The sequence below is a fragment of the Hymenobacter antarcticus genome (assembly GCF_039539545.1).
GTDB classification, from domain to species: Bacteria; Bacteroidota; Bacteroidia; order Cytophagales; family Hymenobacteraceae; genus Hymenobacter; species Hymenobacter antarcticus.
Genome location: NZ_BAABDI010000009.1, coordinates 42,593 through 69,155 on the forward strand (window position 1 = coordinate 42,593; position 26,563 = coordinate 69,155).

General features: G+C 61.5%; 26 protein-coding genes. 15 read left to right on the top strand and 11 right to left on the bottom strand.

The annotated features are described in order from the left end of the window. Positions 1-10: 10 nt before the first annotated feature. Positions 11-670: an NHL repeat-containing protein gene (locus ABD819_RS08405; protein ID WP_345123029.1), complete on the bottom strand. Its 660-nt coding sequence runs from the start codon at positions 668-670 to the stop codon at positions 11-13. Between the two features lie 182 nt (positions 671-852). On the opposite strand from ABD819_RS08405, the gene hemW reads away from it, so the two are divergent. From hemW to ABD819_RS08425, 4 genes are all read left to right on the top strand, one after another. Further along, on the top strand, positions 853-1,986 hold the full coding sequence (gene hemW, locus ABD819_RS08410) for a radical SAM family heme chaperone HemW (protein WP_345123031.1): 1,134 nt from the start codon (positions 853-855) through the stop codon (positions 1,984-1,986). Positions 1,987-2,145: 159 nt separating this feature from the next. Beyond that, positions 2,146-2,577 (top strand): hypothetical protein, encoded by a 432-nt coding sequence (locus ABD819_RS08415; protein ID WP_345123033.1) that lies wholly within the window; start codon positions 2,146-2,148, stop codon positions 2,575-2,577. A 5-nt stretch (positions 2,578-2,582) separates the two neighbouring features. After that, the gene (locus ABD819_RS08420; RefSeq protein WP_345123036.1) at positions 2,583-3,260 is read left to right on the top strand and encodes an alpha/beta hydrolase; all 678 of its coding nucleotides are present in this window, start codon (positions 2,583-2,585) and stop codon (positions 3,258-3,260) included. 140 nt (positions 3,261-3,400) lie between these two features. Next, positions 3,401-4,198, top strand: a complete 798-nt coding sequence (locus ABD819_RS08425) for a cyclase family protein (RefSeq protein WP_345123038.1) — start codon at positions 3,401-3,403, stop codon at positions 4,196-4,198. A 75-nt stretch (positions 4,199-4,273) separates the two neighbouring features. On the opposite strand, the gene rpmA is transcribed toward ABD819_RS08425, so the two are convergent. Then, entirely contained in the window at positions 4,274-4,549 is a 276-nt protein-coding gene (gene rpmA, locus ABD819_RS08430) for a 50S ribosomal protein L27 (protein WP_345123040.1), read from the bottom strand. 109 nt (positions 4,550-4,658) lie between these two features. After that, positions 4,659-4,964, bottom strand: a complete 306-nt coding sequence (gene rplU, locus ABD819_RS08435; protein WP_035560717.1) for a 50S ribosomal protein L21 — start codon at positions 4,962-4,964, stop codon at positions 4,659-4,661. Between the two features lie 506 nt (positions 4,965-5,470). Between rplU and ABD819_RS08440 the strand changes: the two genes are divergently transcribed. Next, a complete protein-coding gene (locus ABD819_RS08440) occupies positions 5,471-6,430 on the top strand; it encodes a ribonucleoside-diphosphate reductase small subunit (RefSeq protein ID WP_345123046.1) in 960 nt (319 codons plus the stop codon). A 69-nt stretch (positions 6,431-6,499) separates the two neighbouring features. On the opposite strand, the gene ABD819_RS08445 is transcribed toward ABD819_RS08440, so the two are convergent. After that, positions 6,500-6,949 (bottom strand): RES family NAD+ phosphorylase, encoded by a 450-nt coding sequence (locus ABD819_RS08445; RefSeq protein WP_345123048.1) that lies wholly within the window; start codon positions 6,947-6,949, stop codon positions 6,500-6,502. A gap of 57 nt (positions 6,950-7,006) precedes the next feature. Beyond that, positions 7,007-7,396: a type II RES/Xre toxin-antitoxin system antitoxin gene (parS, locus tag ABD819_RS08450; RefSeq protein ID WP_345123051.1), complete on the bottom strand. Its 390-nt coding sequence runs from the start codon at positions 7,394-7,396 to the stop codon at positions 7,007-7,009. A 362-nt stretch (positions 7,397-7,758) separates the two neighbouring features. Between parS and ABD819_RS08455 the strand changes: the two genes are divergently transcribed. From ABD819_RS08455 to ABD819_RS08480, 6 genes are all read left to right on the top strand, one after another. Further along, positions 7,759-10,140 carry a ribonucleoside-diphosphate reductase subunit alpha gene (locus ABD819_RS08455; protein WP_345123052.1) on the top strand — a complete coding sequence of 794 codons (2,382 nt, stop codon included), beginning with the start codon at positions 7,759-7,761 and terminating at the stop codon, positions 10,138-10,140. 70 nt (positions 10,141-10,210) lie between these two features. Continuing rightward, complete coding sequence (locus ABD819_RS08460; protein ID WP_345123054.1) at positions 10,211-11,044, top strand: DUF3800 domain-containing protein; 834 nt, start codon at positions 10,211-10,213, stop codon at positions 11,042-11,044. Between the two features lie 1,016 nt (positions 11,045-12,060). Next, positions 12,061-12,768: a hypothetical protein gene (locus ABD819_RS08465; protein ID WP_345123056.1), complete on the top strand. Its 708-nt coding sequence runs from the start codon at positions 12,061-12,063 to the stop codon at positions 12,766-12,768. Between the two features lie 89 nt (positions 12,769-12,857). Next, positions 12,858-13,286, top strand: a complete 429-nt coding sequence (locus tag ABD819_RS08470) for a cupin domain-containing protein (RefSeq protein ID WP_345123058.1) — start codon at positions 12,858-12,860, stop codon at positions 13,284-13,286. A gap of 137 nt (positions 13,287-13,423) precedes the next feature. After that, the gene (locus tag ABD819_RS08475) at positions 13,424-13,789 is read left to right on the top strand and encodes a hypothetical protein (protein WP_345123060.1); all 366 of its coding nucleotides are present in this window, start codon (positions 13,424-13,426) and stop codon (positions 13,787-13,789) included. Further along, on the top strand, positions 13,732-14,214 hold the full coding sequence (locus tag ABD819_RS08480; RefSeq protein WP_345123062.1) for a DUF433 domain-containing protein: 483 nt from the start codon (positions 13,732-13,734) through the stop codon (positions 14,212-14,214). The genes ABD819_RS08475 and ABD819_RS08480 overlap by 58 nt, the downstream gene beginning before the upstream one ends. A 13-nt stretch (positions 14,215-14,227) precedes the next feature. On the opposite strand, the gene ABD819_RS08485 is transcribed toward ABD819_RS08480, so the two are convergent. After that, positions 14,228-14,422 carry a DUF433 domain-containing protein gene (locus tag ABD819_RS08485; RefSeq protein WP_345123064.1) on the bottom strand — a complete coding sequence of 65 codons (195 nt, stop codon included), beginning with the start codon at positions 14,420-14,422 and terminating at the stop codon, positions 14,228-14,230. Between the two features lie 98 nt (positions 14,423-14,520). After that, entirely contained in the window at positions 14,521-16,581 is a 2,061-nt protein-coding gene (locus ABD819_RS08490) for an ExeM/NucH family extracellular endonuclease (RefSeq protein WP_345123066.1), read from the bottom strand. Between the two features lie 280 nt (positions 16,582-16,861). Between ABD819_RS08490 and ABD819_RS08495 the strand changes: the two genes are divergently transcribed. The 4 genes from ABD819_RS08495 (at position 16,862) to ABD819_RS08510 (ending at position 20,482) form a co-directional block, all read left to right on the top strand. Then, positions 16,862-17,410, top strand: coding sequence for a GNAT family N-acetyltransferase (locus ABD819_RS08495; RefSeq protein WP_345123068.1), 549 nt, complete (start codon positions 16,862-16,864; stop codon positions 17,408-17,410). 78 nt (positions 17,411-17,488) lie between these two features. Next, a complete protein-coding gene (locus tag ABD819_RS08500; RefSeq protein ID WP_345123070.1) occupies positions 17,489-18,814 on the top strand; it encodes a TPM domain-containing protein in 1,326 nt (441 codons plus the stop codon). Between the two features lie 301 nt (positions 18,815-19,115). Beyond that, positions 19,116-19,667: a GNAT family N-acetyltransferase gene (locus ABD819_RS08505; RefSeq protein WP_345123072.1), complete on the top strand. Its 552-nt coding sequence runs from the start codon at positions 19,116-19,118 to the stop codon at positions 19,665-19,667. Between the two features lie 47 nt (positions 19,668-19,714). Next, complete coding sequence (locus ABD819_RS08510; RefSeq protein WP_345123074.1) at positions 19,715-20,482, top strand: creatininase family protein; 768 nt, start codon at positions 19,715-19,717, stop codon at positions 20,480-20,482. A 94-nt stretch (positions 20,483-20,576) separates the two neighbouring features. On the opposite strand, the gene ABD819_RS08515 is transcribed toward ABD819_RS08510, so the two are convergent. From ABD819_RS08515 to ABD819_RS08530, 4 genes are all read right to left on the bottom strand, one after another. Beyond that, positions 20,577-22,229, bottom strand: coding sequence for an MFS transporter (locus tag ABD819_RS08515; RefSeq protein ID WP_345123076.1), 1,653 nt, complete (start codon positions 22,227-22,229; stop codon positions 20,577-20,579). A 270-nt stretch (positions 22,230-22,499) separates the two neighbouring features. Continuing rightward, on the bottom strand, positions 22,500-23,534 hold the full coding sequence (locus ABD819_RS08520) for a LacI family DNA-binding transcriptional regulator (protein WP_345123078.1): 1,035 nt from the start codon (positions 23,532-23,534) through the stop codon (positions 22,500-22,502). A 137-nt stretch (positions 23,535-23,671) separates the two neighbouring features. Next, positions 23,672-24,277 (bottom strand): pentapeptide repeat-containing protein, encoded by a 606-nt coding sequence (locus ABD819_RS08525; RefSeq protein ID WP_345123080.1) that lies wholly within the window; start codon positions 24,275-24,277, stop codon positions 23,672-23,674. Positions 24,278-24,295: 18 nt separating this feature from the next. Beyond that, a complete protein-coding gene (locus ABD819_RS08530) occupies positions 24,296-26,383 on the bottom strand; it encodes an ExeM/NucH family extracellular endonuclease (protein ID WP_345123082.1) in 2,088 nt (695 codons plus the stop codon). Between the last annotated feature and the right edge of the window lie 180 nt (positions 26,384-26,563).

Consider the following 26,563-nt stretch of genomic DNA (forward strand, 5'->3'; position numbering starts at 1 on the left):
GGGGCCGCATTCACAGCAAATAGATGCCATCGTCCAGCCGCACCAACTCCTGACCTTGGAATTGCCGGTATTGCCACACCGGCTGCTCAAAGGTGCGGTACGTACCTAGCACTTTGGTGCGGGTATTCAGCACCACCAAGCGCTGGTTACCCATGTCGCTGATGAAGGCGTGTTCACCATAAATCGCCAGGTCCTCAGGGTGGTTAAATTCGGTAGGGTCCCAGTTGCCGCCTAATCCCCAGAGCCGCTGCCCGGTGGCCAGGTCGTATTGGCCCACGTAGTGAAATGATGGTTCGGCTGTCCAGAGCTGCCCATCAGCATCCAGCGCAATGCTGTAGATAGTGCAGCCGGCGGTCACCTCGGCGGGCAGGGTGCGCAACAGTTCGCCGGCCGGATTGAAAATCCGGACGGTTGAGCTATGGAAAAAGCACCGCAGGGTGCCACCGTCTGGCAGGGGCACCACTTCTTCGCCGTGCTCAAAGGGCACGATACCGGGGCCGTACTTAGCCGCATTGAATTCCTGCTCGGTGATGGCGACGTTCCGAGTCAAGTCGTTTTGAAAGTACTGATAATCCCGGCTCCCGTTCTTGCTGAGGTTGACGAGGTAATAAAACCAATCGGCCCGGCAGAACAGGTCGTAGCCGCCCGCTTCGGTGTGTAGTTTGGTCATGCTGAGGCGGCCGGATGATGGAACTGGCCGGCAAGAAAAGGAATCCTGGGCAAAGTGAATGGTGAAGGGCAGTCGCGAGGGATTGCGCTTCTACCTTTGCCAGTCGTTGGGCTGCACTACGGGCCGGACGGTGTTGTTACCGGATTTCCGGGGGGGGCAGGTAGTCCCGCATTTGCGTAATTATGGCCGGCCTTTATCTCCACATTCCTTTCTGCAAGCAGGCCTGCCACTACTGCGACTTCCACTTCAGCACGTCGCTGGGGCTGAAAAGCCGCTTGGTAGAGGCTATTGGGCGGGAAATTGAGCTGCGCCGCGACTACCTCGGACCAAAAGCCACGCTGGAAACCATCTACTTCGGTGGCGGCACTCCATCGCTGCTTTCGGGTGATGAGCTGACGCAGATTTTTGAGGCCATCCACCGCCATTTCGCCGTGGCCCCCCAGGCCGAAATCACCCTCGAAGCCAACCCCGACGACCTCAGTGCCGCCAAATTGCGCGAGCTGCAAGCAGCCGGCATCAACCGCCTCAGCATTGGCCTGCAAAGCTTTTATGAGCCTCACCTGCGGATGATGAACCGCGCCCACACCGCCGAAGAATCGACCACGGCGGTGCGCCGCGCCCAGGATGCGGGCTTCGAGAATATTTCGATTGACCTGATTTACGGGGTGCCCGCGCCGGGCCACCACATCTGGGAGGCCGACCTGGCCAATGCCTTCGCGCTGGGCGTGCCGCACGTTTCGGCCTACGCCCTGACCATTGAGCCGGGCACGGCCTTCGGGCACCGCTTGCAAAAGGGCACCTTCAAGGCCGCGCCCGATGAATTTGTAGCCACGCAGTTTGAGATGCTGCTGGCCGCCATGCGTGCCCACGGCTACGAGCAGTACGAAATCAGCAACTTCTGCCAGCCCGGCCGCGAGAGCCGCCACAACGGCAATTACTGGCGCGGGGTGCCCTACCTCGGCCTCGGCCCCAGCGCCCACAGCTACGACGGCCAGAACCGCCAGTTCACTCTCGCCAACAACCCGCAGTACGTGGCCGCCGTGCTGGAGCGCGACGAAGTGCCCGTGACGATGGATATCCTCACGGCCACCGACCGCGCCAACGAATACCTGCTCACCACGCTGCGCACGGCCCGCGGCTGCGACCTGGCCCACCTGCGCACCCACCACGGCCTCGACCTGCCCGCCACCCGCGCCGCCTACCTCGCCGAGCTGCAGGCCAACGGCTGGGCCCACATCCAAAACGAAGTTCTTACCTTGACCGACGCTGGCAAGCTGCTGGCCGACCACATCACGCTGGAACTCTTCAATCACTGATTTTCGCTGATTAACCGTGATTCCGCTGACTCATTTTGCGCTGGAAAGGGCCGTGGCAGCAAATGATAAGCTCAGTATCCTGCCAACAAATGAAAAAGCGTACAGCCAGCCGAAAGAGAAATCAACGAAATCACGGTTAATCAGCGAAAATCAGTGATTATGAAACTACTGAGCGACAGCATTGCCGACGATTCCGACTTCTTCGTGGAACAGATTCACGTAGTTGCCATCGTGTTCGACAACACCGACGACGTGACTGTGTGGGGCACCACAAATTTTGATAACGACACCCACTTCTTCCACCTCGCGCTGCCTTTCAAGTCGCTCGATACCCTGCTAAGCCTCGCCCACGAACGCGCCGAAGCCCTCCAGGAAGAAGTAGCCGATGCGCTGGCCACGGCAGAATGGCCCGCCCTGCTCGAATACAATTCCGACGACAGACCGCCCGTGCCCCTGCCCAGCGTGGCCCTGAAACTGTCCGTCACTTACCCCGCCACCGAGGACGGCGAGCTGGGCGACGACGACCCCGACGACCCCCAGCCGCACAATATCTTCTACCTCGAAGGCGTGTTTGTGCGCTTGGATTCGTAGGCGGCATGGAGTCGACTCCACCTGTCTTTTACCTGATTCCCGGGTTAGGGGCCGATGAGCGGGTGTTTCAATTCCTGCACCTGCGGGGCGAAGTGCATATCCTGCGCTGGCTGCCTCCCCAAACGCCCACGGAGCCGTTGGCCCACTACGCGGCGCGCCTCGCGGCCGCCATTCCAATCAAGCAGGCTTGTTGGCTGGTGGGCGTTTCGTTCGGCGGTGTGTTGGCGTTGGAAGTTGGGCGGTTGCGCCCCTTGGCTCAGGTTGTATTGATTTCCAGTTTAATCGGTCCGGAAGAATTGCCCTGGCTGGGGCGACTGGCCCGCGCTACCGGCCTTTACCATTTGCTGCCCCCACAGCTGTTGCCCCGGCTGCCGCGCGTGGCCCAATGGTTTTTTGGTGTGCGTAATGGTCGCGAATACCAACTGCTCCGGCAGATTCTGCGCGATACCGACCCCGCTTTCACTCGCTGGGCCATTGCACGTTTGTTGCAGTGGCCCGGCCAGCCAGCTATACCAGCCATCCGCATCCACGGCACTACCGACCGGCTGCTACCCGCTGGGGCCGCAGCCAGCCAGTACCGCCTATCCGGCGGCCATCTCATTATTATCAGTCGCGCTACCGAAATCAGCCAGATTCTGAATAGTTTGGTAACCGAAGAAGCATCCAGACTCCTGGCCTCCTGAGCAACCAGCATCCCACGAAAGGGGAGTGACACAGGTGGAAGCCCTCAAGCATCTTGTCCTCTGCTTCACTCCGCGTTTCCCTCTGCGCACCTCTGCGGTAATTTCCTGCAAGGCGTCCCTATACATTAAAGGCAAACCAATTGAATCCCACCTTCCCTTACGCCGGCCGCACGTACTCCTACGACCCCGCCGCGCCCATCGACATTTCCCTGCCCCTGGCTCCCGGCCCGAACCAGGTGAACTGCTTCTGGGCCGAGCCCGTGGAGTTCGACACCATTCGGGTGGGCAGCTTTGTGGGCAGCGTGGCGCTGGGCGGCAGCACCAATTACCAGCGCATCCACGTCACGCCGCACGGCAACGGCACGCACACCGAATGCTACGGCCATATCTCCCCCGACCCGGCCGTGACGCTCAACCAGTGCTTGCGCCGCTTCCTGTTCGTAGCCCGGTTGGTGAGCGTGGCTCCAGTGCCACAAGCCAACGGCGACCTGGTGGTGCTGCTGGCTGATGTGCAGGCCGCTCTGGCCCAGCAGCCCGACCGCTCCATTCCCGAAGCCTTGGTGCTGCGCACGCTGCCCAACGACGAAGCCAAGCGGCAGCGTCACTACTCCGGCACCAATCCCACCTACATCGAGCCCGCGCTGGCCGAGTGGCTGGTCGAGTACAACGTGCAGCATTTCCTGCTCGACCTGCCCAGCGTCGACCGTGAGGAGGATGCCGGCCAGCTCCTGGCCCACCACGCTTTCTGGCGCTACCCGGCCCAGCCCCGCTGCGGGGCCACCATCACCGAATTGATTTTCGTGCCCGACGAAGTGGCCGACGGCCTCTACCTGCTCAATATCCAAATCACCAGCCTGGAGCTGGATGCCAGCCCGAGCAAGCCGGTCCTTTATGCGCTGAACGCGCAGCTTGACCCCGGCATTTACTTCGGCCGGTAAGTCATTGATGATACCCCGACGCGAAAAAGGCTGCCTCTTGCGGGGCAGCCTTTTTCGGTCAAATCGAGCGGGCAATTAAGCCGGCATCGAAACTACTTCGCGGGCAATAACCGTCACCATCGAACGGTCTTTGCGGCCCTTGCGGAACTGCACTTCACCGTCAACCAGCGCGAACAGCGTGTGGTCCTTGCCCATGCCCACGTTCTCGCCGGGGTGGTGCTTGGTACCGCGCTGACGCACGATGATATTGCCAGCAATGAGAGCCTGGCCCCCAAAGATTTTCACGCCGAGACGTTTGGAATGAGATTCGCGGCCGTTGTTGGACGAGCCGACACCTTTCTTGTGAGCCATGTTTTTGGGAAATTATAAATTATAAATTATAAATTTTGAATTACTCATCAACTGAAACATTCAGTCAATTTATAATTTATAATTCAAAATTTATAACTCAGCCTTGGCCTTAGCCGATGCTGTTAATCATTACTTTGGTGAACGACTGACGATGGCCGTTCATTTTCTGGTAGCCCTTGCGGCGCTTCTTCTTAAACACCAGAACCTTGTCGCCCTTTACGTGGGCGAGGATGGTGCCAGTTACGGCGATGTTCAGCTCGGGCGCACCGATGGTCAGGGTGCCGTTGTCGTCGGTCAGCAGGGCATTGCCCAGCGTAACGACGTCACCGACGTTGCCGGCCAGTTTGTGAGCGTAAACGAATTTGTTGGCCTCAACCTTGGTCTGCTGGCCAGCTATGTTAACAATTGCGTACATCAGCTTTCTCGGGTTTTTCTGAAATGGGAAGGCAAAAGTACGACTTCGCTTCGGCATATCCAAACCTAAGTTGTTAATCATCATTGGCTGGCCAGCGGGCAAGGTCCGGAAAGCCCCTCCCGATGGATGAAGCGCAGATTACGGCACCGTTAAAAAATGGCGCGAACCGGCCCGAAAAGCAGGCAATTTGGGGACAAGTAGACTTATCCACAGCCTGAATGTGGATAAGTAGGGCTAAAGAGCCTGATATTGAGCCATTTTTACGATACTGCCGGCTTGGGAAACTATTGGGCAAAGCGGCATTTCGCGGGCGAAAAAAGATGGACGTAACTAAAAATTAGGACATAAAAAAGCTAAGAGCAGTAGTAGTCTGCCCCCTTGACTGGGCTATATTTGGTGTTGAAAGGGAGGCCGCATTTCTGGGGGCTCAGCCAAACATCTGCCCTCTAACCAGGGTTAGTCAGGCATCTTTCTCGTCAAACCCGTCATCAACACCTGCTACATTTATGGAACCGCTCCTCGCCGAAAACCCCAACCGTTTTGTGCTTTTCCCCATCCAGAACGATGAGGTGTGGCAGTTCTATAAAAAGTCGCAGGCCTCGTTCTGGACCGCTGAGGAGATTGACCTCTCGCAGGACCAGAAAGACTGGAACAACCTGAACGACAACGAGCGGCACTTCATCAAGCACGTGCTGGCCTTCTTCGCGGCCTCCGATGGTATCGTGAACGAGAACCTAGCCGTAAACTTCATGCAGGAGGTGCAGATGCCCGAAGCGCGCTGCTTCTACGGCTTCCAGATTATGATGGAAAACATTCACAGTGAGACGTATTCGCTGCTGATTGATACCTACATCAAAGACCCCAAGGAGAAGGATTACCTCTTCAACGCCCTCGAAACGGTGCCCGCCGTGCAGAAAAAAGGCGAGTGGGCCCTGAAGTGGATTAACTCCGAAAACTTTGCCGAGCGCCTCATCGCCTTCGCCGCCGTGGAAGGTATTTTCTTCTCGGGCTCGTTTTGCAGCATCTTCTGGCTGAAGAAGCGCGGCCTGATGCCCGGCCTCACGTTCTCGAACGAGCTGATTTCGCGCGATGAGGGCCTGCACTGCGACTTCGCCTGCCTGCTTTACGGCTACCTGCAAAACAAGCTGAGCGAGGAGCGGGTGCAAAGCATCATCGCCGACGCCGTGCGCATCGAGCAGGAATTCGTAACCGATGCCCTGCCAGTAAGCCTCATCGGCATGAACGCCAAGAACATGGCGAACTACATCGAGTTTGTGGCCGACCGCCTGCTGGTGTCGCTGGGCTGTGCCAAAATCTACAACACGGCCAACCCCTTCGACTTCATGGAAATGATTTCGGTGCAGGGCAAAACCAACTTCTTCGAGAAGCGCGTGGCCGAGTACCAGAAGGCCGGCGTGATGAGCGAGCGCACCGAAAACGCTTTTTCGCTGGACGAGGATTTCTAAAGCCAGCCTGCAAACCAAGTGTGAGAAAGCCCGCCCTGCTAACGCAGCGGCGGGCTTTCTTGTGGGCAGCTATTTCAGCCGGGTATCAAACGGGTGCGGCTCGATTGACACGACGCGCAGCTGCGAGTGGTCGGGATGAAGGGGATTGAATAGGTAGTTGTATTCGGCGGGCGAATGGGCCGATGGCACGCGCATGAGCCAAAAGTTGCCTTCTGCAATCCATTCCTCCGTGATAGCGGCCAGCTCCGGCGGATAGGGGAGGCCAAACCAGTTGGTGGGCAGTTGGCCAACGTCGACTACTTTGACAGAAGCATCAGCGGGCACTTCCAGCGTTAGCACGGCATAATTCACCGGGAGCGTTGGCGAGTTGGCCAGAACTTCCAGCTTCGCTAGCGAAAGGTGCTCGGCGGTATATAGGATTAGCGTGCCCTGCCGGTGCCAGCGGCCGTCGCTATACAGGCCGCCTTGCCCGGAAGTATCAGCGATGCGATGTTGCTTGCTGAATCGGTAGAGTTTCATGAGAATATTTACGCCTTTGCTGAATTGCTCGTTACTGGCCTAAACAATAAAATCAACTCAGGAAAAAATCCCCCATTCAATCCGAAACAGTATTTCACGGACTTGTTCGCGGCCTAGCGCCGACGACAGTAAGGCCTGCGGACGCTCGCCGCCGAGGGCGGGATTGCTGGTTTGTAGCCACTGGTGAAAATCGGGCTCATTCTCGAATACTTCCAGCCCTTTGGCTACTACAGCCGATAGTTGAATGGTTTTCTCGCCCTCATCGCGGGTGAGACTGCGCTGTGACTGTTCGCGCCGGGCCAGCGTACTTTCTGAAATGGACAGTACCTCGCTCATCTCGCGGTTGGTGAGCCGCATGTGGCGTTGCAGGTTTCGCACGGCCTTGATGGAAACGCCGGCGGCGGCGGCGCGCATCAGGTCAAGATTGGTGTGGACGAGTTGCGGCATAACCGATGGCCCGCCGAGCAGAGCTACAACGGCCGCTACGGATGATTGGAAAGGCTTTGCAGTCATTTGGGGGTCTGTAAGTCGTCAATTGAAGGCAATATACGCTACAACGTTTCAGTCACTGCTAATAATTCCTAAAACAGGCGTTTACGCTACGCTACAGCTGTCTGTGGAAAACTTCTCTATTTTTCCCTTGCCCTCCCGAAACAGAAGCGGTAATTTCCGGGATTGAATGAAACAAGGCTTCCACTTTCCGGTGCCTTCGACGCTACCCTTTCACATCTACGCTAACAAGTTGCGGCTACGGGGCCATCCGGCGGCTGCTTTTTATACAGAAAAACTCACACCCAAACACCACTGGTATGCTAGTAATTAAACGCGACGGCCGCCGCGAATCCGTGAAGTTTGACAAAGTCACGGCGCGCATTGAGAAGCTCTGCTACGGCTTGAATCAGGATTTTGTCTCGCCGATAGCCGTGGCCATGAAGGTGATTGACGGCATCTACGACGGCGTTTCGACGATTGAACTTGACAACCTTGCCGCTGAAACCGCCGCCTCGCTCACCACCAAGCACCCGGATTACGCTATTCTGGCGGCCCGCATCGCGGTGAGCAACCTGCACAAGGTGACCAGCAAGTCCTTCAGCAGCACCATGAAGCGGCTGTACACCTACGAGGACCCCAAGAATGGCGACAATGCCTCGCTGCTGGCCACGGACGTGTGGGAGGTGATTCATAAGAATGCCCACACCCTGGATTCGGCCATTATCTACGACCGGGACTACAACTACGACTTCTTCGGCTTCAAGACGCTGGAGCGGAGCTATCTGCTGCGCCTGGAGGGCAAGGTGGTGGAGCGGCCGCAGCACATGCTGATGCGCGTGTCGGTGGGCATCCACAAGGAGGATATTGAGTCGGTACTCAAAACCTACCACCTGCTGAGCGAGCGGTGGTTTACCCACGCTACGCCCACGCTATTCAACGCGGGCACGCCGAAGCCGCAGATGTCGAGCTGCTTCCTGCTGACGATGAAGGACGACTCCATTGATGGCATTTATGACACGCTGAAGAACTGCGCCCTGATTTCGCAGTCGGCCGGCGGCATTGGCTTGTCGGTGAGCAATGTGCGGGCCACGGGCTCCTACATCAAGGGCACCAACGGCAACTCGAACGGGCTGGTGCCCATGCTGAAGGTGTTCAACGACACGGCCCGCTACGTGGACCAGGGCGGTGGGAAGCGCAAGGGCGCGTTCGCCATTTACCTGGAGCCCTGGCACGCCGATATTTTCGAATTCCTGGACTTGAAGAAGAACCACGGCAAAGAGGAAATGCGTGCCCGCGACCTGTTTTACGCCCTCTGGACGCCCGACCTATTCATGAAGCGCGTGGAGGAAAACGGCGACTGGACCCTGATGTGCCCCCACGAGTGCCCCGGCATGGACAATAGCTGGGGACCGGAATTCGAGAAGCTGTACCTGAAGTACGAGCGCGAGGGCCGGGGCCGCAAAACCATCAAGGCGCAGGAGCTGTGGTTCGCCATTCTGGAAAGCCAGACCGAGACGGGCACGCCCTACATGCTGTTTAAGGACGCGGCCAACGGCAAATCGAACCAGCAAAACCTGGGCACGATTAAGTCGAGCAACCTCTGCACCGAGATTATTGAGTACACCGACAAGGACGAGATTGCCGTGTGCAACCTGGCTTCGCTGGCACTGCCCCGCTACCTCGTGACCGACGCCAAGGGCCACACCACCTTCGACCACGACAAGCTGTACGAGGTGACCTACCAGGCCACGCTGAACCTGAACAAGGTGATTGACGTGAACTACTACCCGGTGCCCGAAACCGCGAAGTCGAACTTCCGCCACCGCCCCATCGGGCTGGGCGTGCAGGGGCTGGCCGACACGTTTATTGCCCTGCGCATGCCCTTCGAGAGCGACGAAGCCTCGGGCCTGAACAAGGACATCTTCGAAACCATTTACTTCGCGGCCATGACGGCCTCGAAGGACCTCGCCATTAAGGACGGCTACTACGAAACCTTCCCCGGCTCGCCCCTGAGCCAGGGCAAGTTCCAGTTCGACCTCTGGAACGTGACGCCCGACTCGGGCCGCTGGGACTGGGAGAGCCTGCGCGCCGAGGTGGTGAAGCACGGCGCCCGCAACTCGCTGCTGGTGGCCCCCATGCCCACGGCCAGCACCGCCCAGATTCTGGGCAACAACGAGTCGTTTGAGCCCTACACGAGCAACATTTACGTGCGCCGCGTGCTCAGTGGCGAGTTTATGGTGGTGAACAAGCACCTGCTGCACGACCTGGTGGCCCTGGGCCTCTGGAACGACGCGATGAAGCAGGAAATCATCGCCGCCAACGGCTCGGTGCAGGGCATTGCCCGCATCCCGCAGCACATCAAGGACCTGTACAAGACGGTGTGGGAGATTTCGCAGCGCCGCATCATCGACCAGGCCGCCGACCGCGGAGCCTACATCTGCCAGAGCCAGAGCCTGAACCTGCACGTGCAAAACGTGAACTTCGGCAAGCTCACCAGCATGCACTTCCACAGCTGGAAGCGCGGCCTGAAAACCGGTATGTACTACCTGCGCACCAAAGCCGCCGCCGACGCCATCAAGTTCACGGTGGAAAAGCAAGCCGCCGAAACCCTGGAGCCCCTGGCCCTGGTGGAGCAAAACCAATCCGACATGAGCTGCTCGCTGGATAACCCGGAGGATTGCGAGGCGTGTGGGTCGTAAGCTGATTCTGGTCTATTATTAATTCAAGAAAGGAGGTCTTAAAGCCCTCCTTTCTTGCTTTTTCTACCTAATGGAATACAGAATATATTGCGACGAATCGGTTAAAGATGGCAAGTTCTTTTCAAATTTCTACGGAGGTGTATTGGTCCGCTCACGCGACTTGCGACGTGTAGAAAAGGTCATAGATGCAGTCTGCGCCGAACACCACTTCAACAACGAAATCAAATGGCAGAAGGTGACGGCAAACTACTTGAACAAGTATATTGCTCTAATGGACACTTTTTTCGACCTCATGGATGCCGGGTTGTTAAAGGTGCGAATCATGTTCACGCAGAATGCAAATCGACCGCTTAATCTATCAGATGAGCAGCTACAGAATGAATATTTCATTCTGTATTACCACTTCTTTCAGCATGCCTTTGGTCTGCCATACAGTAATGATTCTGGCCGTCCAGTATATGTAAGGGCATATTTTGATTATTTGCCCGATACATTGCCTAAGCGGCAAGCATTCAAGGAATACATCAAGGGCTTACAGACAAAACCTGAATTCAGGCTGGCTCACATCAAATTCAGAAGAGATGATATCACCGAGGTTGACTCTAAAACTCACCGGCTGCTGCAACTATTAGATGTCGTGCTTGGCAGTATGGCTTTTCGCCTCAATGACAAGCACCTCGAAAAGCCAGACGGTGCCCGGTACAGAGGCAAGCGGACCATCGCAAAAGAAAAATTGTACAAGCACATCAACGGGCGTATCCAACGACTGCTTCCCGCTTTCAATTGTGGTTGTTCTACTGGCTTGCGCGGCGGTGGTCTGGAAAACCGCTGGCTCCACGCTTACAGACATTGGCTCTTCGTACCCAATGCTAAGGAGGTAGATACTACGAAGTATAAGAAATAGAAAAAGCTCCGTTCTCCCTACATAAACTTCCCAAGTGGAACTTGGGCGTTCGGGAGCTACAGAGCTTTTCTACGGGCAAAGGTGGGGAAATTCCGCTGAAATTCCACAAAGTATTTTGCAAAAACGTAAGTAGCCTTCGATAGGTTTCCAGATATTTGTCATCTATACAGTGGTATTGACCTAAAAAGGATGGTACTATGGCCGTCCTTTTTTATATAGCCTCAAGAGGCTTAAGCCACCACAGATACCGTATCCGCACTGGCAAATCCCTGATTCAAATCCTCTGCACTATTGTGAGTAGTGTAAGTTTCTTGCTTCATTGTGACTTCCTTTTTAAATGTTCTGTCTGCGTTTATTGTCAAGTTCAAGTTTATCCAGCAAATGCTTGCGTTGAAGAGCAGAATTAGCAGATATGAGCCAATCTTGCTCTTGGTTGACATTGAAAACTTTGGTGCAGAGGAGGGGGAAATGCTGTTCTTGGGTTTAGCATCTGGGTACCAACGAGGTGGTCAAATCCAGTAACTATTCAAAGATAAGTAGGCCGGAAGAATTAGTTTATACTTCCTGACCGTCATGCTGAGCGCAGCCGAAGCATCTCGCCCGCATCGTTGAACGATTGGTTAGCTACCACAAGCAAGATGCTTCGGCTGCGCTCAGCATGACCGTTCTTATCTAATGCAAACTAAATTGTCCGACCTACTTAGCACCTTAAGCTTCTCCCAGCCGCCTGCGCCCCGGTCGCGGCGGGTGGGCGGGTGGGGCCGTGGGGCCGCCCCAACGGGCGTTCGGGCGGCGGAATGGGCATTGGGGTGGCCCCAGTGGCTGGTCGGGTGCCCAAATAGCTGTTGGGGCCGCCCCAATGCTCATTCGGGCGCCCGACTGCGGTTTGGGGCGGCCCCAATGGTCGTTCGGGCACCCGGCTGCCCGTTGGGGCGGGCGGTGGTAGGAAATGGATAGGAATAGCGATACCTTGACGGCGTAATCCGTTTCATTTCCAACCCTTTTACCAACTTTCCATGTCGCCCACTACGCCCGGCGCTTCGGCCCCTACCCCCGCTACCCCCGCCAAGCCCAACAAAAAAGAACGACTGCCCACCAGCCAGCTGGCCCTGGCCACCCTGGGCACGGCCGCCGCCAAAGCCTGGCTCGCCTCCGAGCTGCCCGCGCTGCTCTTCGTGAGCAAAGCCGCCTTTGGCACCCAGGCCGCCGCCTACGCCGCCAGCCTGGGCACCGCCGACGGGGCCGACGACGGCCTGAGCCCCCAGTCGAAGCGGATGAAAACGCTCGATAAGCTCATCACCAAAAACCTGGGCTTTGTGAAGGGCTACCTGGCCGAAGACCACGACGAGGACGGCGGCGAGGGCTACTACGCCGAGTTCGGCATCATCCGCGAGGGCAAGAACTTCCGGCTGCCCGCCGCCCGCACGGCCCGCGCCGGCGCGCTGGCCAAGCTGGTGGCCGCCCTCACGGCCCACAAGTACGACAAGCGTAAGTTCGGCGTGGCTGTGTGGCAGCCCATCGCCACCGAATACGCCCAGCTGGCCAAAGACAGCGGCGAAATGCGCGGTACCGCCTCCGAAGCCGTGGGCCAGAAAAACGCCCTCGAAGCGCCCCTGCGCGTGGCCCTGGGCTCGCTGGTCCTCAGCATCAAGGCGAACTACCCCGACGCCGATGCCCAGCGCGGCGTGCTGCGGGCCTTCGGCTTCCAGAAGGAGGTGTACTAGTATCCATTGGGTCGGAGTAACTGCCAGCCGCTCCCGATACCGGGGGCGGCTGGTTTGGTTTTTGGGCGGCTCGGTGGTAAATTGAACCCATGACCGAGCCCAAAGAAATAATCCGCGTTGGAGCGCTGGAACTGCGCTTCCTGCTCGACGGCAACGACACCGACGAGCGCATGGTGGTATTCGAGTTTTCGGTGCCGCCGGGTGCCAAAGTGCCCGCTCCGCACTACCACGAAGAGGTAGACGAGCTGGTGTATGGTCTGGCCGGCACCATGAGTACCACCATCGGGGGGCTGGTTCAGGACATTGGGCCCGGCGACCAGTGCTTCATCCCGCGCGGGGTGGTGCATCACCACGCCAACCTAGGCACCGAAACGGCCACGCTGCTCACGGTTCTCACCCCAGCCACCATCGGCCCGGCCTATTTCCGGGAATTTGGCGCGTTGCTGCAGGCCGGGGGGCCACCTGACCCGGCGCGAGTGCAGGAAATCATGGCCAAATACGGGTTGGTGGTAGCCTGAAGCATCACCCGGGGCTGCTGCCCCGGGAGCGGCTGGTTTGCGGTTGGGGCCGAGGGGGCTTTTGCCCGATGTAATTTGGCGCATCTTCTTCTCTGCAATAGGTGCTTCTTATGAATACGGCGTGGCATTTCCCTTTCATGATACTGGCCTCGTTGCTGGTGTTCGTCCTGATGCTGCGGCTTCTTTTATCGAAAGAGGTATTTTGGGCCCAACGAGTAGCTATCGGGCTGCTGGCCCTGGTGGTGGTGGTGTTCGGAATGCTATTTGGGAAATATGGCCTGCTGCTGGGGCTGCCCTGGTGGCTGTATTACCCCATTCCGATGCTGATAACGGTGCTGCTGCCCCCGTTTGTCCTGAAGCTGAACAGACCCAAAACGGTGGCGTACCTGGTACTGAGCTTTTTGTCGGCCCCGTTTATCCACGTCCTGTTTTCCTTCCTGCTGGGGTGGACGGAGTACATGCCGTTCTGGAAAATCCCCTCGGTCAGCAGCTTGCTGGCCTAGGCTGCGGGTGTACTGCCGGGGCGGCGCATTGGTGGTTTAGCCACCTGGAAACGGTTTCTTCAGCGGCGCATCCGCGCATCACTATTGACTGCCAGATTTGCCACGGGCAGCCGGTGGTGCGGGGGCTGCGCTACCCGGTGTGGGTAGTACTGGAATACCTGGCTTCGGGGATGATGGAGGTGGAAATCCTGGCCGACTATCCAGACCTGGAGGCAGAAGATTTTCAGGCCTGCCAAGCCTACGCAGCATCCCTGCTCAAAAAGATGGGGCGCATATTCGAAACCAGCGGCCTAACAGAGGAGGAAATAGCCGCTGGCAAAACGCCCCGGCAAGCAGTGACGAAACAAGCGTTGCTGGCGCACCTGATAGAAACCGGGAAAGTGCCGCCCGGCACGGTCCTGGACGAGCACGGGCAGCTACCCTAGCGGCAATAGTTGCTTAAGCGGCGTAGTGCAGGGCGGCTTGCAGGTCGGGGGCTTCGAGGTCGGGCATTTCGGCCAGAATCTGCCCGGCGGTGAGGCCGGCGGCGAAGAGCTGGAGCACGTCGGCCACGCGGATACGCATGCCGCGCAGGCAGGGCCGGCCGCCGCACTGGCGCGGGTTGGTGGTGATGCGGGCGAGTAAGGATTCCATGGGACTAAAATACTTCGGGTTTCAGTTCGCCGCTGGGGTGTCGGGCGCGGCGGTGAGTGCGGATGGCTACTGGCCCACGCTACCGGATGCGGCAGCGGCTACTCCTTCATCACCCGCTGGGTTTGCGCGAAGCCCTTGCCTTTGAGCCTCAGCACGTAGATGCCGGGCGCGAGGTGGGTGGTGTAGCGGTTGAGCTCGCCCTGGAGCAGGGCGGGCGAGCCGTGCAGCGACACCAGTCGGCCCCCCTGTGGCAGCGAAAAATCGAGGGTGAGGGCCCCGGCGCTGGCGGGCACGTCGGCGAGGGTAAAAGCCCGGGAGCCCGCGGCCGGGTTGGGGTACACAAACAGGCGGTTGGAGCGGCGGCCCGTGCCCGCGTTGTGGATGCCCGCGAAATTCACCCCAATCAGCACCGGGTCGTGGTCGGAGGAGCGGAACGGCGTGGTGATGTCGGTGGCCGCTCCGGCGTTGCTGTATTCCAGCACGTTGGGCTCGGCCGAGTTGATGTGCCACTTCTGCACGTCGAGGAAGCCGACCAGGTTATTGGTGATTACCGCGTGGTCGAGCGAGCCCGTGAGGCCCCGGAAGACGTAGGACGCGCTGGTGGGCGGCGTGGCCGGCACCAGCCCGGCGGCCCGCATAATGTCCATCGGGTCTTCCTCGTAGTTGGCGTTGTAGTCGCCGGCGCTCACCACCCGCGCCGCGCCGGCCGGAATCACCGTCTGGTTGATGAACTGCACCAGGGCCCGGGCCTGAGCGCGGCGGCGGTCGTTCGAGCCGCCTTGGCCGTCGTTCTGGTCGGCATTGGCCCCGCTGCCGCTGCCCTTGCTCTTGAAGTGGTTGATGACGAAGCCCAGCGTATCGGGCCGCTCCTTGCGCTTGGTCACGAACACCTGCGCCAGCGGCGGGCGCTCAAACACGCCCGGCACCGTGGCCACCAGGGGCGGGCCCAGCGGAGCCACCACCTGCGGCTTGTAGATAATGGCGCAGTGAATCAGGTCCGTATTGTTGGGCTGCCGGTTGGCATCGCCGTCGTTCACGAAAATATAGGTGCCGGCTCCCATCGCCTCGTTCAGGCCATTCACCAGGTCCTGAATGGCTGAGGCGGAGCCGTTGCCGTCGTTCTCAATCTCGGTGAGGCCCACCACATCGGCATTCATCTGGCTGAGGGCGAGAATGATTTTGCGGCGCTGGCGGGCAAAGTCCTCGGGCGTTTTGGCCCCGCGCGCCGTGGGGAAGCCGCCGCCCTCGCCGTCACCGTTGAAGTAGTTGAGCACGTTGAAGCTGGCCAGCTTCAGGTCGAGCGGCCCGAAGGCGGGCGGGGCCTTGGGCCGCTCCGTCTTCACGACGGGCGCGCCCGTGCCGGGCAGCGGCTGCACGCGCCACTTGCCGTAGCCGTAGCCCATGATGCCGCGCAGGCCGCTCAGGGTGCTGCCCACGCGCACGGTGCCGGTGCTGGGGTCGAGGTAGGGCGTGGGCGTGGGGTTGGGGGCTGAGCTGCCATCGTCGAGCACCAGGGATTTGTTGTCGTTGGCCGTTTGGTAGGCTTTCACGGCGGCCAGGTTGCGGGTGCCGGTGCTGGTGGTGCCGGTGGCGGGCTCATCGTTGGGGTCGATGAGCTGCGTGGGCTGGTAGGTGAGGCCCTGGGCCGATAACACCAGTTCGCCGCGCTGCTTCAGGCTGAAGTTGTCGGTCACGGTCATGGGGTCCAAAAACTGCACCCGCATGCCTTCGTAGCGCTCGGCCGCGGCGGCCGAAAACGCGGCGTTGGTAATGGTGATAAAGGCCGGCACCGCATTGCCCGACGACACCACCGTAATCGCCGGCTCGGTGAGCACGGCCTGATTAAACGAGGGTGCGGCGGCATCCTCACGCACCACGCCCGTGATGCGCACTCTATCGCCGATGCTGACCGTGGGGCTGGGCGCCACCACAAACAGGGCGTCGGAAGTAGCGGGGTCGCCGTCGGCGGTGGCTGCGTCGTCCTGCACGTAAAAGCCGGCCGGGCTCAGGCCCGCGTACACGCCCGTCACCACCGCCTCGATGGTGTAGGTGCCCGGCCGGGCCGCCGCGCCACTGCCCTGAATGGTGCCAATGGGGGTGGCACTGGCCCCGCCGGTACATAGCACAAAACCAGCGAGAAGAAGGAGCTTGCAGTACATTGAGAAGGGAAATAGGATGAGTGGGGCGCTAAATATAGGACCCGCCACGGGTATCAAAGCTAGTGACTCGCCGTGTAATGAGTGGTATTAAGAAATGCTGGAGTTGTATTGATGCCAGATGAGCCAGGGCAATGGCGGGCATTGGCCCCGGGCAAGCAGTACAGACACAAAAGCGACCGCAAGGACAGCGTCCGGCAGTGGATTAAGGGACTGACGCGGCTGATTGGCCGTGGGCAGCTTATTTCGCACCACCCAACCGGCCCGGCCGTATACGCACGCTATGATTCCGCTAATAACTCACACGCCCCGCCTGCTGCTGCTGGCCGCCAGCCGCGCCCTGCTCACGGCCGAGCTGCACAAACCCCAGTACTTCCCCATGCTGCTGGGGGCCGCCCTGCCCACCGACTGGCCCCCCGGCGAGTACGACCGCGAAGCTCAGGAATATTTCCTGGAGCAGCTCACGGCCGGGGGGCGCGACGCCGCCGGCTGGTACGGCTGGTACGCCCTGCGCAAAGCCGACGACACCGCCCCGCGCACGCTGGTGGGCGCGGGCGGCTTCATGGGCCCGCCCGATGCGGCGGGCGTGGCTGAAGTCGGCTACTCCATCGCGGCCGACTGGCGCGGGCAGGGCCTGGCCACCGAGCTGGTGGCCGGGCTGGTGCAGCAGGCCGCCGCCACCGGCATGGTGCGCCGGCTCATCGCCCACACCAACGCCGATAACCCCGCCTCCCAGCAAGTGCTGCTGCACAACGGCTTCGAAGCTGCCGGCCCGGTTCCCGATGGCCGCCTGCGCTTCGAGCGCGCCGTGGAGCCGGCAGCAGCGGAGTAGAGGTGGCCGCCCCGGCCTGAAAACCGTAAAAGGCTCCGCGACTTTGTCACGACTCCTTTCACCTTCATCTTTTCGCTCATGCTCCGTCTTCTTGCTTTCGTATTTCTGATTTTCCTCTCGGCTGGGCTGAGGGAACCAGTGGCGGCCCAGGCCGGCGCCGATGGCCTGCCCGCCCGCCCCACGCCCTTCCGCTTCGTGAATGACCAGGCCCAGCTGATGGCCCCGGCCGATGCCAGGAAGCTGGAAAGCGGCCTGCGCCGCTACGCCGACAACACCGGCACGCAGGTCGTCGTCGTGACCGTGCCCAGCCTGGGCGGCCGCGACGTGGCCGACTACGGCCGCGCCCTCGGCACGGCCTGGGGCGTGGGTCAGCGCGATAAAAACAACGGCATTGTGGTGCTGGTGGGAGCGCAGGAGCGCAAAGTGACCATCCAGGCCGGCAGCGGGCTGCGCGACGTGATTACGCCCGCCGTCACGAGCCGCATTATTGGCGAAATGACTCCGGGCTTCAAGCAGGGCAACTATTTTGCCGGGCTGCGCACTGGCTTGAATACGCTGATGGCCACGGCCAACCCCAGCTCAGCTAAAGGCATGCCCGCGGCCACCACGGCCCCTGATGCAGCAGCGCAGGGCGCGGCCGGCAGCGCGGAAACCGCCGGAAACAACTCCTCTAACAACCTCTCGGACGAGGTGCCGGCCCAAGCGCCTTCCAACGACCCTATTATGGCGCAGCCCGCCCCCGAGCCGGTTTCGTCGGGCCCTGGCATGGGTGTTTTGCTGATTGGCGCGCTGGTAATTGGCGGGATTCTGTGGTTTGTGGTGCGCATGTTCCGCAACCGCAGCGGCGGAGCAGCTACGCAGGCAGCCACGCAGGCAGCTTCGCGCCCCGCGCCCGATTTCCTGCCCAACCGGGGTAATGGGCCGATGGGTGGAAACAACCAGGGTGGCAACTATAATCAGGGTGGAAACTCCGGCGGCGGAATGTCCAACTCCGGGGGTGGCATGGGCATGGGCGGCATGCTGGCCACGGGAGCGGCGGCGGCGGCCGGCGCGTACCTGGGCAACCGCATGGCGTCGGGCCACGATACGTCGGGCAGCAACCTGGCGAATGACGGCACCAATGCTGGGTTTGGCGCGGGTGCCGGTACGGGTGCCGCGGCCGGAGCCGGAGCCGCTGGCACAGCCGCGGCGGGCGACTACTTCAACTCCCGCGACGGTGGTACTGGCAGCGGCGAAACGGCCGGCCCCGACTATTTCTCCGACGCCAACACGGCCCCCGATACTTCCTCCGACTACTTCTCGACCGACGACAATAACTCGTCCTACGACGACACGTCTTCGAATGACACCGGCGGCGGCGGATTCGATGGCGGCGACACTGATAACAACAGCGGCTCCTGGTAGCGGATACTGTTTGCAATCTGGCCCGATTCGGACAAGCCCCCGTGCCACCCGAGGCTCTGTTCTTACTCAAATCCGGGGTTGTTGCTCCGGTCTGACCGCCCGAGGCGGTCTGACCGGTTGTCGGGAGGGCGAAATCGGGGGCGCTTCAACCGGTCAGACCGCCTCGGGCGGTCAGACCAGAACGCTCAACCTGCGCCCGGCGGCAGTTGGATAAATTTAGGTAAGCCCCCGTGCCACCCGGCGCGGGGGCTTTTTTGTGGAATTCTGGGTCAGTCTGGCCGAACGGTGGTAAGTTGCCGCCATGTCTGTTCTCACCTCCCCCACGCCCACTGTGCCGATGCTGGAAACCAGCCGCTTACTCCTGCGCGGCTACCGCGCCGATGATTTCGACCCCTGGATTGCCATGTGGCAGGACCCCAACTACTACCGTTACCTCAGCCCCGAGCCACTGCCCACGGAGGAAGTATGGCGCACCCTGTTGCGCAGTGCCGGACACTGGGTGGTAATGGGGTTCGGCTTCTGGGCCCTCGAGGTGAAGGCCACCGGGCAGTTTATCGGGGCCGTGGGCTACCTCGACGGCAAGCGTACCATTGAGCCGCCGTTGGGCGATGCGCCCGAAATGGGCTGGGTGCTGGCCGCCTCCGCGCATGGCCAGGGCTACGCTACTGAAGCCGTGGCGGCGGCCCAGGCCTGGGGTGACGCGCATTTTGGTGGGGCGCGCACGGTTTGCCTCATTCACCCCGACAACCAGCCTTCGCTGCGTATCGCGGAGAAATTCGGTTTCCGCGAATACGCCCGCACCGTGTACAAGGGCGAGCCGGGCGTGCTGCTGGAGCGGCCCGCTCAGTCGTAGCGGGCCCATATTGCTGGTGCATTTCCAGCTTGCTTTCTCCTTCCTCCATGTCCCCACGTCCCTACATCCTCGCCGAAACCACCTGGAAAACCGTTCGGGACGCCAACTACGAAGTCGTGGTGCTGCCCTGGGGCGCTACCGAGGCCCACAACTACCACCTGCCCTACGCCACCGATAATATCCAGAGCGACTATGTGGCGGCTGAGGCGGCGCGCAAGGCCTGGGCGCAAGGGGCAAAAGTGGTGGTGCTGCCCTGCATCCCGTTTGGGGTGAACACCGGCCAGCTCGACATTACCCTCGACATGAACCTGAACCCCAGCACGCAGCTGGCCATCGTGCGGGATATGGTGCAGGTGCTGGCCCGCCAGGGCATTCCCAAGCTGGTGATTCTGAACGGGCACGGCGGCAACGACTTCCGCCAGATTCTGCGGGAGCTGCAAGCCGAATTTCCCACGGTATTTCTCAGTACCCTCAACTGGTTTAAAGCCGCCGACCGCAACCAGTACTTCGCGGCCCCCGGCGACCACGCCGACGAGCTGGAAACCAGCGTGATGCAGCACATCGCGCCCCACCTGGTGAGCCCCCTGTCCGAAGCCGGCGACGGCGCGGCCCGGCAGTTCCGCATCGCGGCCCTGCGCCAGGGTTGGGCCTGGGCCCAGCGCGAGTGGAGCCAGGTGTCGGCCGATACCGGCGTGGGCAACCCAGCCGCCGCCACCCCCGAAAAAGGCGCGGCCTTCCTCGAAGCCGTGACCACCAACATTGCGCAATTCCTGGTGGAGCTGGCCGCCGCCGATACCCGGGATTTGTACGAATAGCCGCGCCCCGGTCCGAGTGCCCCAGGCGGTCTGACCGGTCGCCGTGGTTTACCGGAACGGGCCTGCTTTAACCGGTCGGACCGGCGGGGCTGCTTTAGCGCTGGCTTTCCAGCGTTTGCAGGGGCGTGGCCACTTCCACGTTCGGGGTGTTGGGGAAAGCCAGCAGGTGCGTGACGCGGGGGGCGGCCGGCCCCAGGTGGAACCGGCGCACCCGGGCTTCCACCGTTTGGTCTTCGCGGGTGAAGCGGTGGTGCTGGCGCTGGTGCTCGCCCCAGGTGGCCACGTAGAAAAACTCGGTGATGAGCGTGGGGTTGGCCACGTCGGAAAACACGCCGGCGCGCAGGGCTCCGTCGCGCAGGCGCAGGCGGCGCAGCTGCTCGGCCGCGACCCCGAAGGCGGGCCAGTCGGCGGGCGCTACGTGGTACTCAATCATCACAATCACGGGGCCGTCGTCGGGGTCGATGGTGCCTTCGGTGTCGGGGGCGGGCCAGTGCTCGGCGGGTGCCAGGTCGAGGCCCTCGGCCGGGCGCATGGGGAAGGGCAGAGCCAGCAGGGCGCTGGCCAGCATCCAGCCGGCGGCGGCCAGCAGCGCAATGGTGAGCGTGCTGCGGTCGGCCAGCTCGCCCCAGACCAGGCTGCCCACCGACATGCCGGCCTGAAACACCAGCATGTAGATGCTGATAACCCGGGCCTGCACCCAGCGGGGCACGCTCAGCTGTACGGTGGTGCTGAAGCTGGTCATCACCATGAGCCAGGCAATGCCGGAGAGGAACATCACGGCGTAGAGCACATAAATCTGGGTGACGAGGGCCAGCGCCAGGTTGGTGCCCGCGAAGGCCAGCACACCCAGCAGCACCCGCTGGTTGAAGTTGAGCCGCGAGCCCGCCCGGCCCATGAGCACCGCGCCCGTTACGGCTCCCGCGCCCAGCCACGACAGCATCACGCCGTAGTGCCCCGAGCTCAGGTGCAGCTTGCGGGCGATGACCACCGACACCAGCCCCCACATAGCCGCCGTGCCAAACGAAAACGCGAACGTGCGCACCAGCACTCCATAAATGGCCGGCGAATACTGCACGTAGCGAATGCCGGCCCGCAGCGCGCCCATGAAGTTTTCGGCCGGGCCATCAGTCACCGGGGCGTCGCGCTTCCAGAAATACACCACGGCCCAGGTGCCCAGAAACGACACCCCATTGAGCAAAAACACCCAGCCCGCTGAGTAGTAGGCGATGATGGCCCCGCCAATGGCCGGCCCGATGGCCCGCGCGATGTTGTTGCTCACGCCGTTGAGGGTGATGGCCTGCGGCAGCGCCGGGCGGGGCACCAGCTCTGTGGTCACCGTTTGCCAGATGGGGGAGTTCAGGGCCGCGCCCATGCCCAGCAAAAACGTGAAGCCCAGCACGCCCAGGGCCGAAATACCGCCCGCGAATGCCAGCGCGCCCAGCCCGGTAGCCACCACCGCCATGAATCCCTGCGTGAGCAGCAGCAGCCGGCGGCGGTCCACCAAATCGGCCAGCGCCCCGGCGGGCATACTCAGTAAAAAGGCCGGCAGGCTGGTAGCGGCCTGCATCAGGGCCACCAGCAGGGCCGAGGTGGTGAGCGTGGTGACGAGCCACACGCCGGCCACGTTCTGCATCCAGGTACCCACATTTGACACCAGACCCGCAATCCAGATGGCCCGGAAAATATGGTAGGTGAACGGGGTAAGCAGCGTGGCCCGGGGGGCCGGAGTGGCAACAGGTTCAGTCATCGCGAGGCACTAGGAATCTCCCTTAGCTAACAGGCGAGCCGGGCGAATGACTTCCTACGGCGGTGGTTGTTGAACGTTCACTCCCCTCCTTGGATAAGGAGGGGATGCTGGCACGCAGTGCCAGCTGGGGTGGTTTGATTCGTTGAACGATGGCCACGCCGTTCGCAATCAGTCGTTCAACCATCGTTCGACGAATCAAACCACCCCCGTTTTTGCTTCGCAAAAACTCCCCTCCTTTTCCAAGGAGGGGAGTTGTCGTTCTGTTCCGTCCTACTTGCGCTGCGACGACTCGCGCACCAATAGCTTGGGCTTGAGCACGATGGGCTTGGGCGGCCCCACGCGGTTGGGGCCGCCTTTCAGCATCTTTTGCAGCAGCTGCACGGCGGTTTTGCCCATTTGGTCGCAGCGCTGGTCCACGCTGCTCAGCATGGGTTCGGTGAAGGTGGTGAACAGCTCATTGCTGAAGCCGATGAAGGCAATGTCCGTGGGCACGCGCAGGCGGTGGGCCTTGGCCACCTGCATGGCCCCGACGGCGGCCAGGTCGTTGGCCGAAAACACGGCATCGGGGCGGCGCGACAGTTTCAGGAGCTGGCGCATGGCCTGGCCGCCGCCCTTGGGGGTCATTTCGCAGAGCACGATGAGGGCCTCATCGATGGGCAGGTGGTGGTCGGTGAGGGCGTCGCGGTAGCCCTGAAGGCGGTTTTTGTGAATGTTGAGGTGCAGCGGCCCCCGAAAGTGCGCGATGCGGACGCAGCCCTGCTCGATGAGGTGCGTCACGGCCTGGTAAGCGCCGTGGTAGTCGTCGAAGAGCACGGAGCTCACGTTGCTGCCCTGAAAATCCTCCACCTCGCGGTCGAAAAACACCAGCGGGATATTTTGCTGGCGCACGGCCTCGAAGTGGCTGAAATCGTGGGTGCTGTTGGCCAGCGAGACCAGAATGCCCTCCACCTGCGAGTTCATCAGCAGGTCGATGTTCTTCTGCTCCTGGCGGGTATCCTCGTTCGACTGGCAAATCATCACGTTGAAGCCCTGCTTGGCGGCTTCCGTGGCAATGCCGTGCACTACCTGCGGGAAAAAGTGCCCTGTGATGTGCGGCACCAGCACCCCCAGCGTGTTGCTGCGGCCCCGGCGCAGGGCGGCAGCCAGCTGGTTGGGCTGGTAGTGCAGCTCATCGGCCAGCTGGCGCACGCGCACTTTGGTGGCCTCGCTCACGTCGTCGTGGTTGCTGAGGGCGCGGGAAATAGTAGACGGCGAGAGGCCCAGGGCCTTGGCCAGGTCGGTGATGGATGCGCGGCGGTTGGCCATCAGGTAATTGTAGCAAAGTGAAAAATGCCCGTCTGCCGGGGCTGGCGCGGTCCCGGGCAGGAAAAAACGGATATGCTACCGCAAGCTACTAGCCGGAAGCGAAATTGGATTTAATCGGTTCCGTCGCGCCGCCCGCATCACTCCACCACCAGCCCGTACTTGGCCACCACGCCCAGCAGGCCGTCGAGGGTGAACCGGGCCCCGGCCAGGGGGTTCGATTCGGGGTCGATGACAAAGCCGGTGGCCGTGGTAAAATCCGCCCCCGCGAGGCGGGTTTTCTGAAACACCGCGCCCGCCAGCGCGCAATCCTGAAACACCGCGCCCGAGAGGTCGGCATCGGCAAAGTCGGCTTCGTCGAGCTGGCAGCCCACGAAGCGGGTGTGCGGCATCACGCGGCCCGCGAAGGAGGCATAGCGCAGCTGGCACTGGTCGAAATGCACGCCAAACAGCATGTCGCGGCAGGCCGTGAATTGCAGGCCCAGCAGCTTACAGTCCGCAAACGCCACGTTCTGCAAAGCCGTGCCCGCCAGCTTTACCGCTGACAAATTGCAGCGCTCAAACAGGCAGTCAGTGAAGCGGATTCGGCTGAAATCGGCCTCGCTGAAATCGCAATCCACAAACCGGAATTCATCGAATTCGGTGTGCCCGATTAGGTGCCGGGCCTCCCAGCGCTCGGCCACGTTTTCGTCGGGAAAATAAGTGGGTTTGCGTGGGGTAATGACGGGCTTGCGGCGGGGCTTCATAGGGGAGGGTATTGTAGACTACTCCTTCACTACCCGCTGCACCTGGCGGAAATCGCCCCCGCTCAGGCGCACGAGGTAGGTGCCCGGTGCCAGCGCCGCCGTGCGGCGGCTCAGCTCATTCTGCAACACTTCAGCACCGCCGTGCAGCACCAGCACCGGCTGGCCCAGCGCCGAAAGTATCTCCAGCGTCAGGGGCTGGGCGTTGGGGCTGGTGAGGTGGAAATTGAGCGCACCCGGCGCGGGGTTGGGAAATACCTGAAACCGGGCGGCGGTGGTGGCGGGAGTGGCAGCCGTCACCACGCTCCTGAAGTTCAGGCCGATGAGGATGGGGTCGTGGTCCGAAGACCGGAAGGGGCTGGTGATGTCGGTGGCCGCCCCGGCATTGCTGTACTCCAGAAACTCGGGCTCGGCGGCGTTGATGTGCCACTTTTCCACGGCGGCGTGGCCCAGCAGGTTGGGCGTAATCACGGCATGGTCGAGGGAGCCGCTCTGGCCGTTGAACACGTAGGAAGCGCTGGTGGGCGTGCCGCTCACCACCAGCCCGGCGGCGCGCAGAATATCCATCGGGTCTTCCTCGTAGTTGGCGTTGTAGTCGCCCACGCTCACCACGTAGCGCGTGCCGGCCGGCCGCACCGTCCCGCTGATGAACTGTGCCAGCGCCGCGGTCTGGGTTTTGCGGCGCAGGTTGGAAGCGCCCTGACCGTCGCCCTGGTCGGCATTGGCCCCACTGCCGCTGGCTTTGGACTTGAAGTGGTTGACGATGAGCGCGAAGGTATCGGCCGGGGCCGCCCGGTTGGTGATGAAGAGCTGCGCCAGCGGCGGGCGCTCAAACACCCCGGTCACCGTGGAGAGCAGGGCCGGGCCAAAAGGCGTGAGCGCGGCCGGCTTATAAATAATGGCGCAGCGAATGAGGTCGGAGTTGTTGGGCTGGCGGGTGCTGCCGCCGTCATTCACAAAGGCGTAAGTGCCGGCTCCCATGGTCTGGTTCAGCCCGTTCACGATGTCCTGCAGGGCCGAGTTGGCCACGGTGCCGTCGTTCTCAATCTCAATGAGGCCCACCGCGTCGGCGTTCATCTGCACCAGGGCGGTGAGGATTTTGCTGCGCTGGCGCTGGAAATCGGCCAGGGTAAGGGCTCCGCGCGAGGTGGGAAAGCCGCCGCCCGCGCCGTCGCCATTGAAGTAGTTGAGCACGTTGAAGCTGGCCATTTTCACATCAATGGGGCCGAAGGTGGGCACCGGCGGGCGCACCGTGGTCACGGCCGGCGCATCGGGGCCGGGCAGGGGCTGCACGCGCCACTGGCTGTTGCCGTAGCCCAGAATGCCGCGCAGGCTGGCCACGGTGCTGCCCACGCGCACGGTCTGGGTGGTGGCGTCGAGGTAGGGAATGGGCAGGGGGTTGAGCGTGGTGCGGCCATCGTCGAGCAGCAGGGTTCTGTTGGCGTTGGCGGCCTGGTAGGCCAGCACGGCGGGCACGTTGGTGGTGCCGGTGCTGCTGGTGCCGCTGGCGGGGTCGTCGTTGGGGTCTACCAGCTGGGTGGGCTGGTACACCAGGCCCAGGGGCGAAATGCTTAGCTCGCCCCGCGACTTTACCGTGGCCACGTTCGTGACCGTGACGGGGGCCGCAAATTGCACCCGCATGGCTTCAAAGGGCTCGGCCGTGGCTACCGTGAAGGTGGCATTGTTCAGCACAGTGAACGCGGGCAGCGGGCTGCTGGCCGCCAGCACCGTGATGGTTGGCCCGGTGAGCACGGCTTGGTTGAACGAGGGCGTGCTGGCCGATTCCTGCACCGCGCCGCTGATGCGCACCCGGTTGCCGATGGCTACCGAAGGACTGGCTTGCACCACAAACAAGGCGTCGGAAGTGGCGGGGTCGCCGTCGGCCGTGGCCGCATCGTTCTGCACGTAGAACCCGGCCGGATTCAGGCCCGCGTACACGGCCGTGACTACGCCCTCGATGGTGTAGGTGCCTGGAGTTGCCTGGGTACCCGGCCCCTGAATAGTGCCGATGGGCGTAACCGTCTGGGCCTGGGCCGGGGCCGGGGCCAGCCCGGCGGCCAGCAGCGTAGTGAAAGCAGTCAGCAGCGAACGGGTAAAAATAGTTGTCATGCGGTTGGTGAATCAGGCAAACCCAATGCGGGACTATAAATATACTGGGGATTGGGGGGTTGGGGCCAGCGGTGTAGCCTGGGCCACAAGCTCATTCACGAAGGTCGGTCACTCTGGGAGGGCGGGGCACGACTGCGTTGGTGGCAACCTTCTGCGGGCTGGCTCAGTTTACGCCTCAGT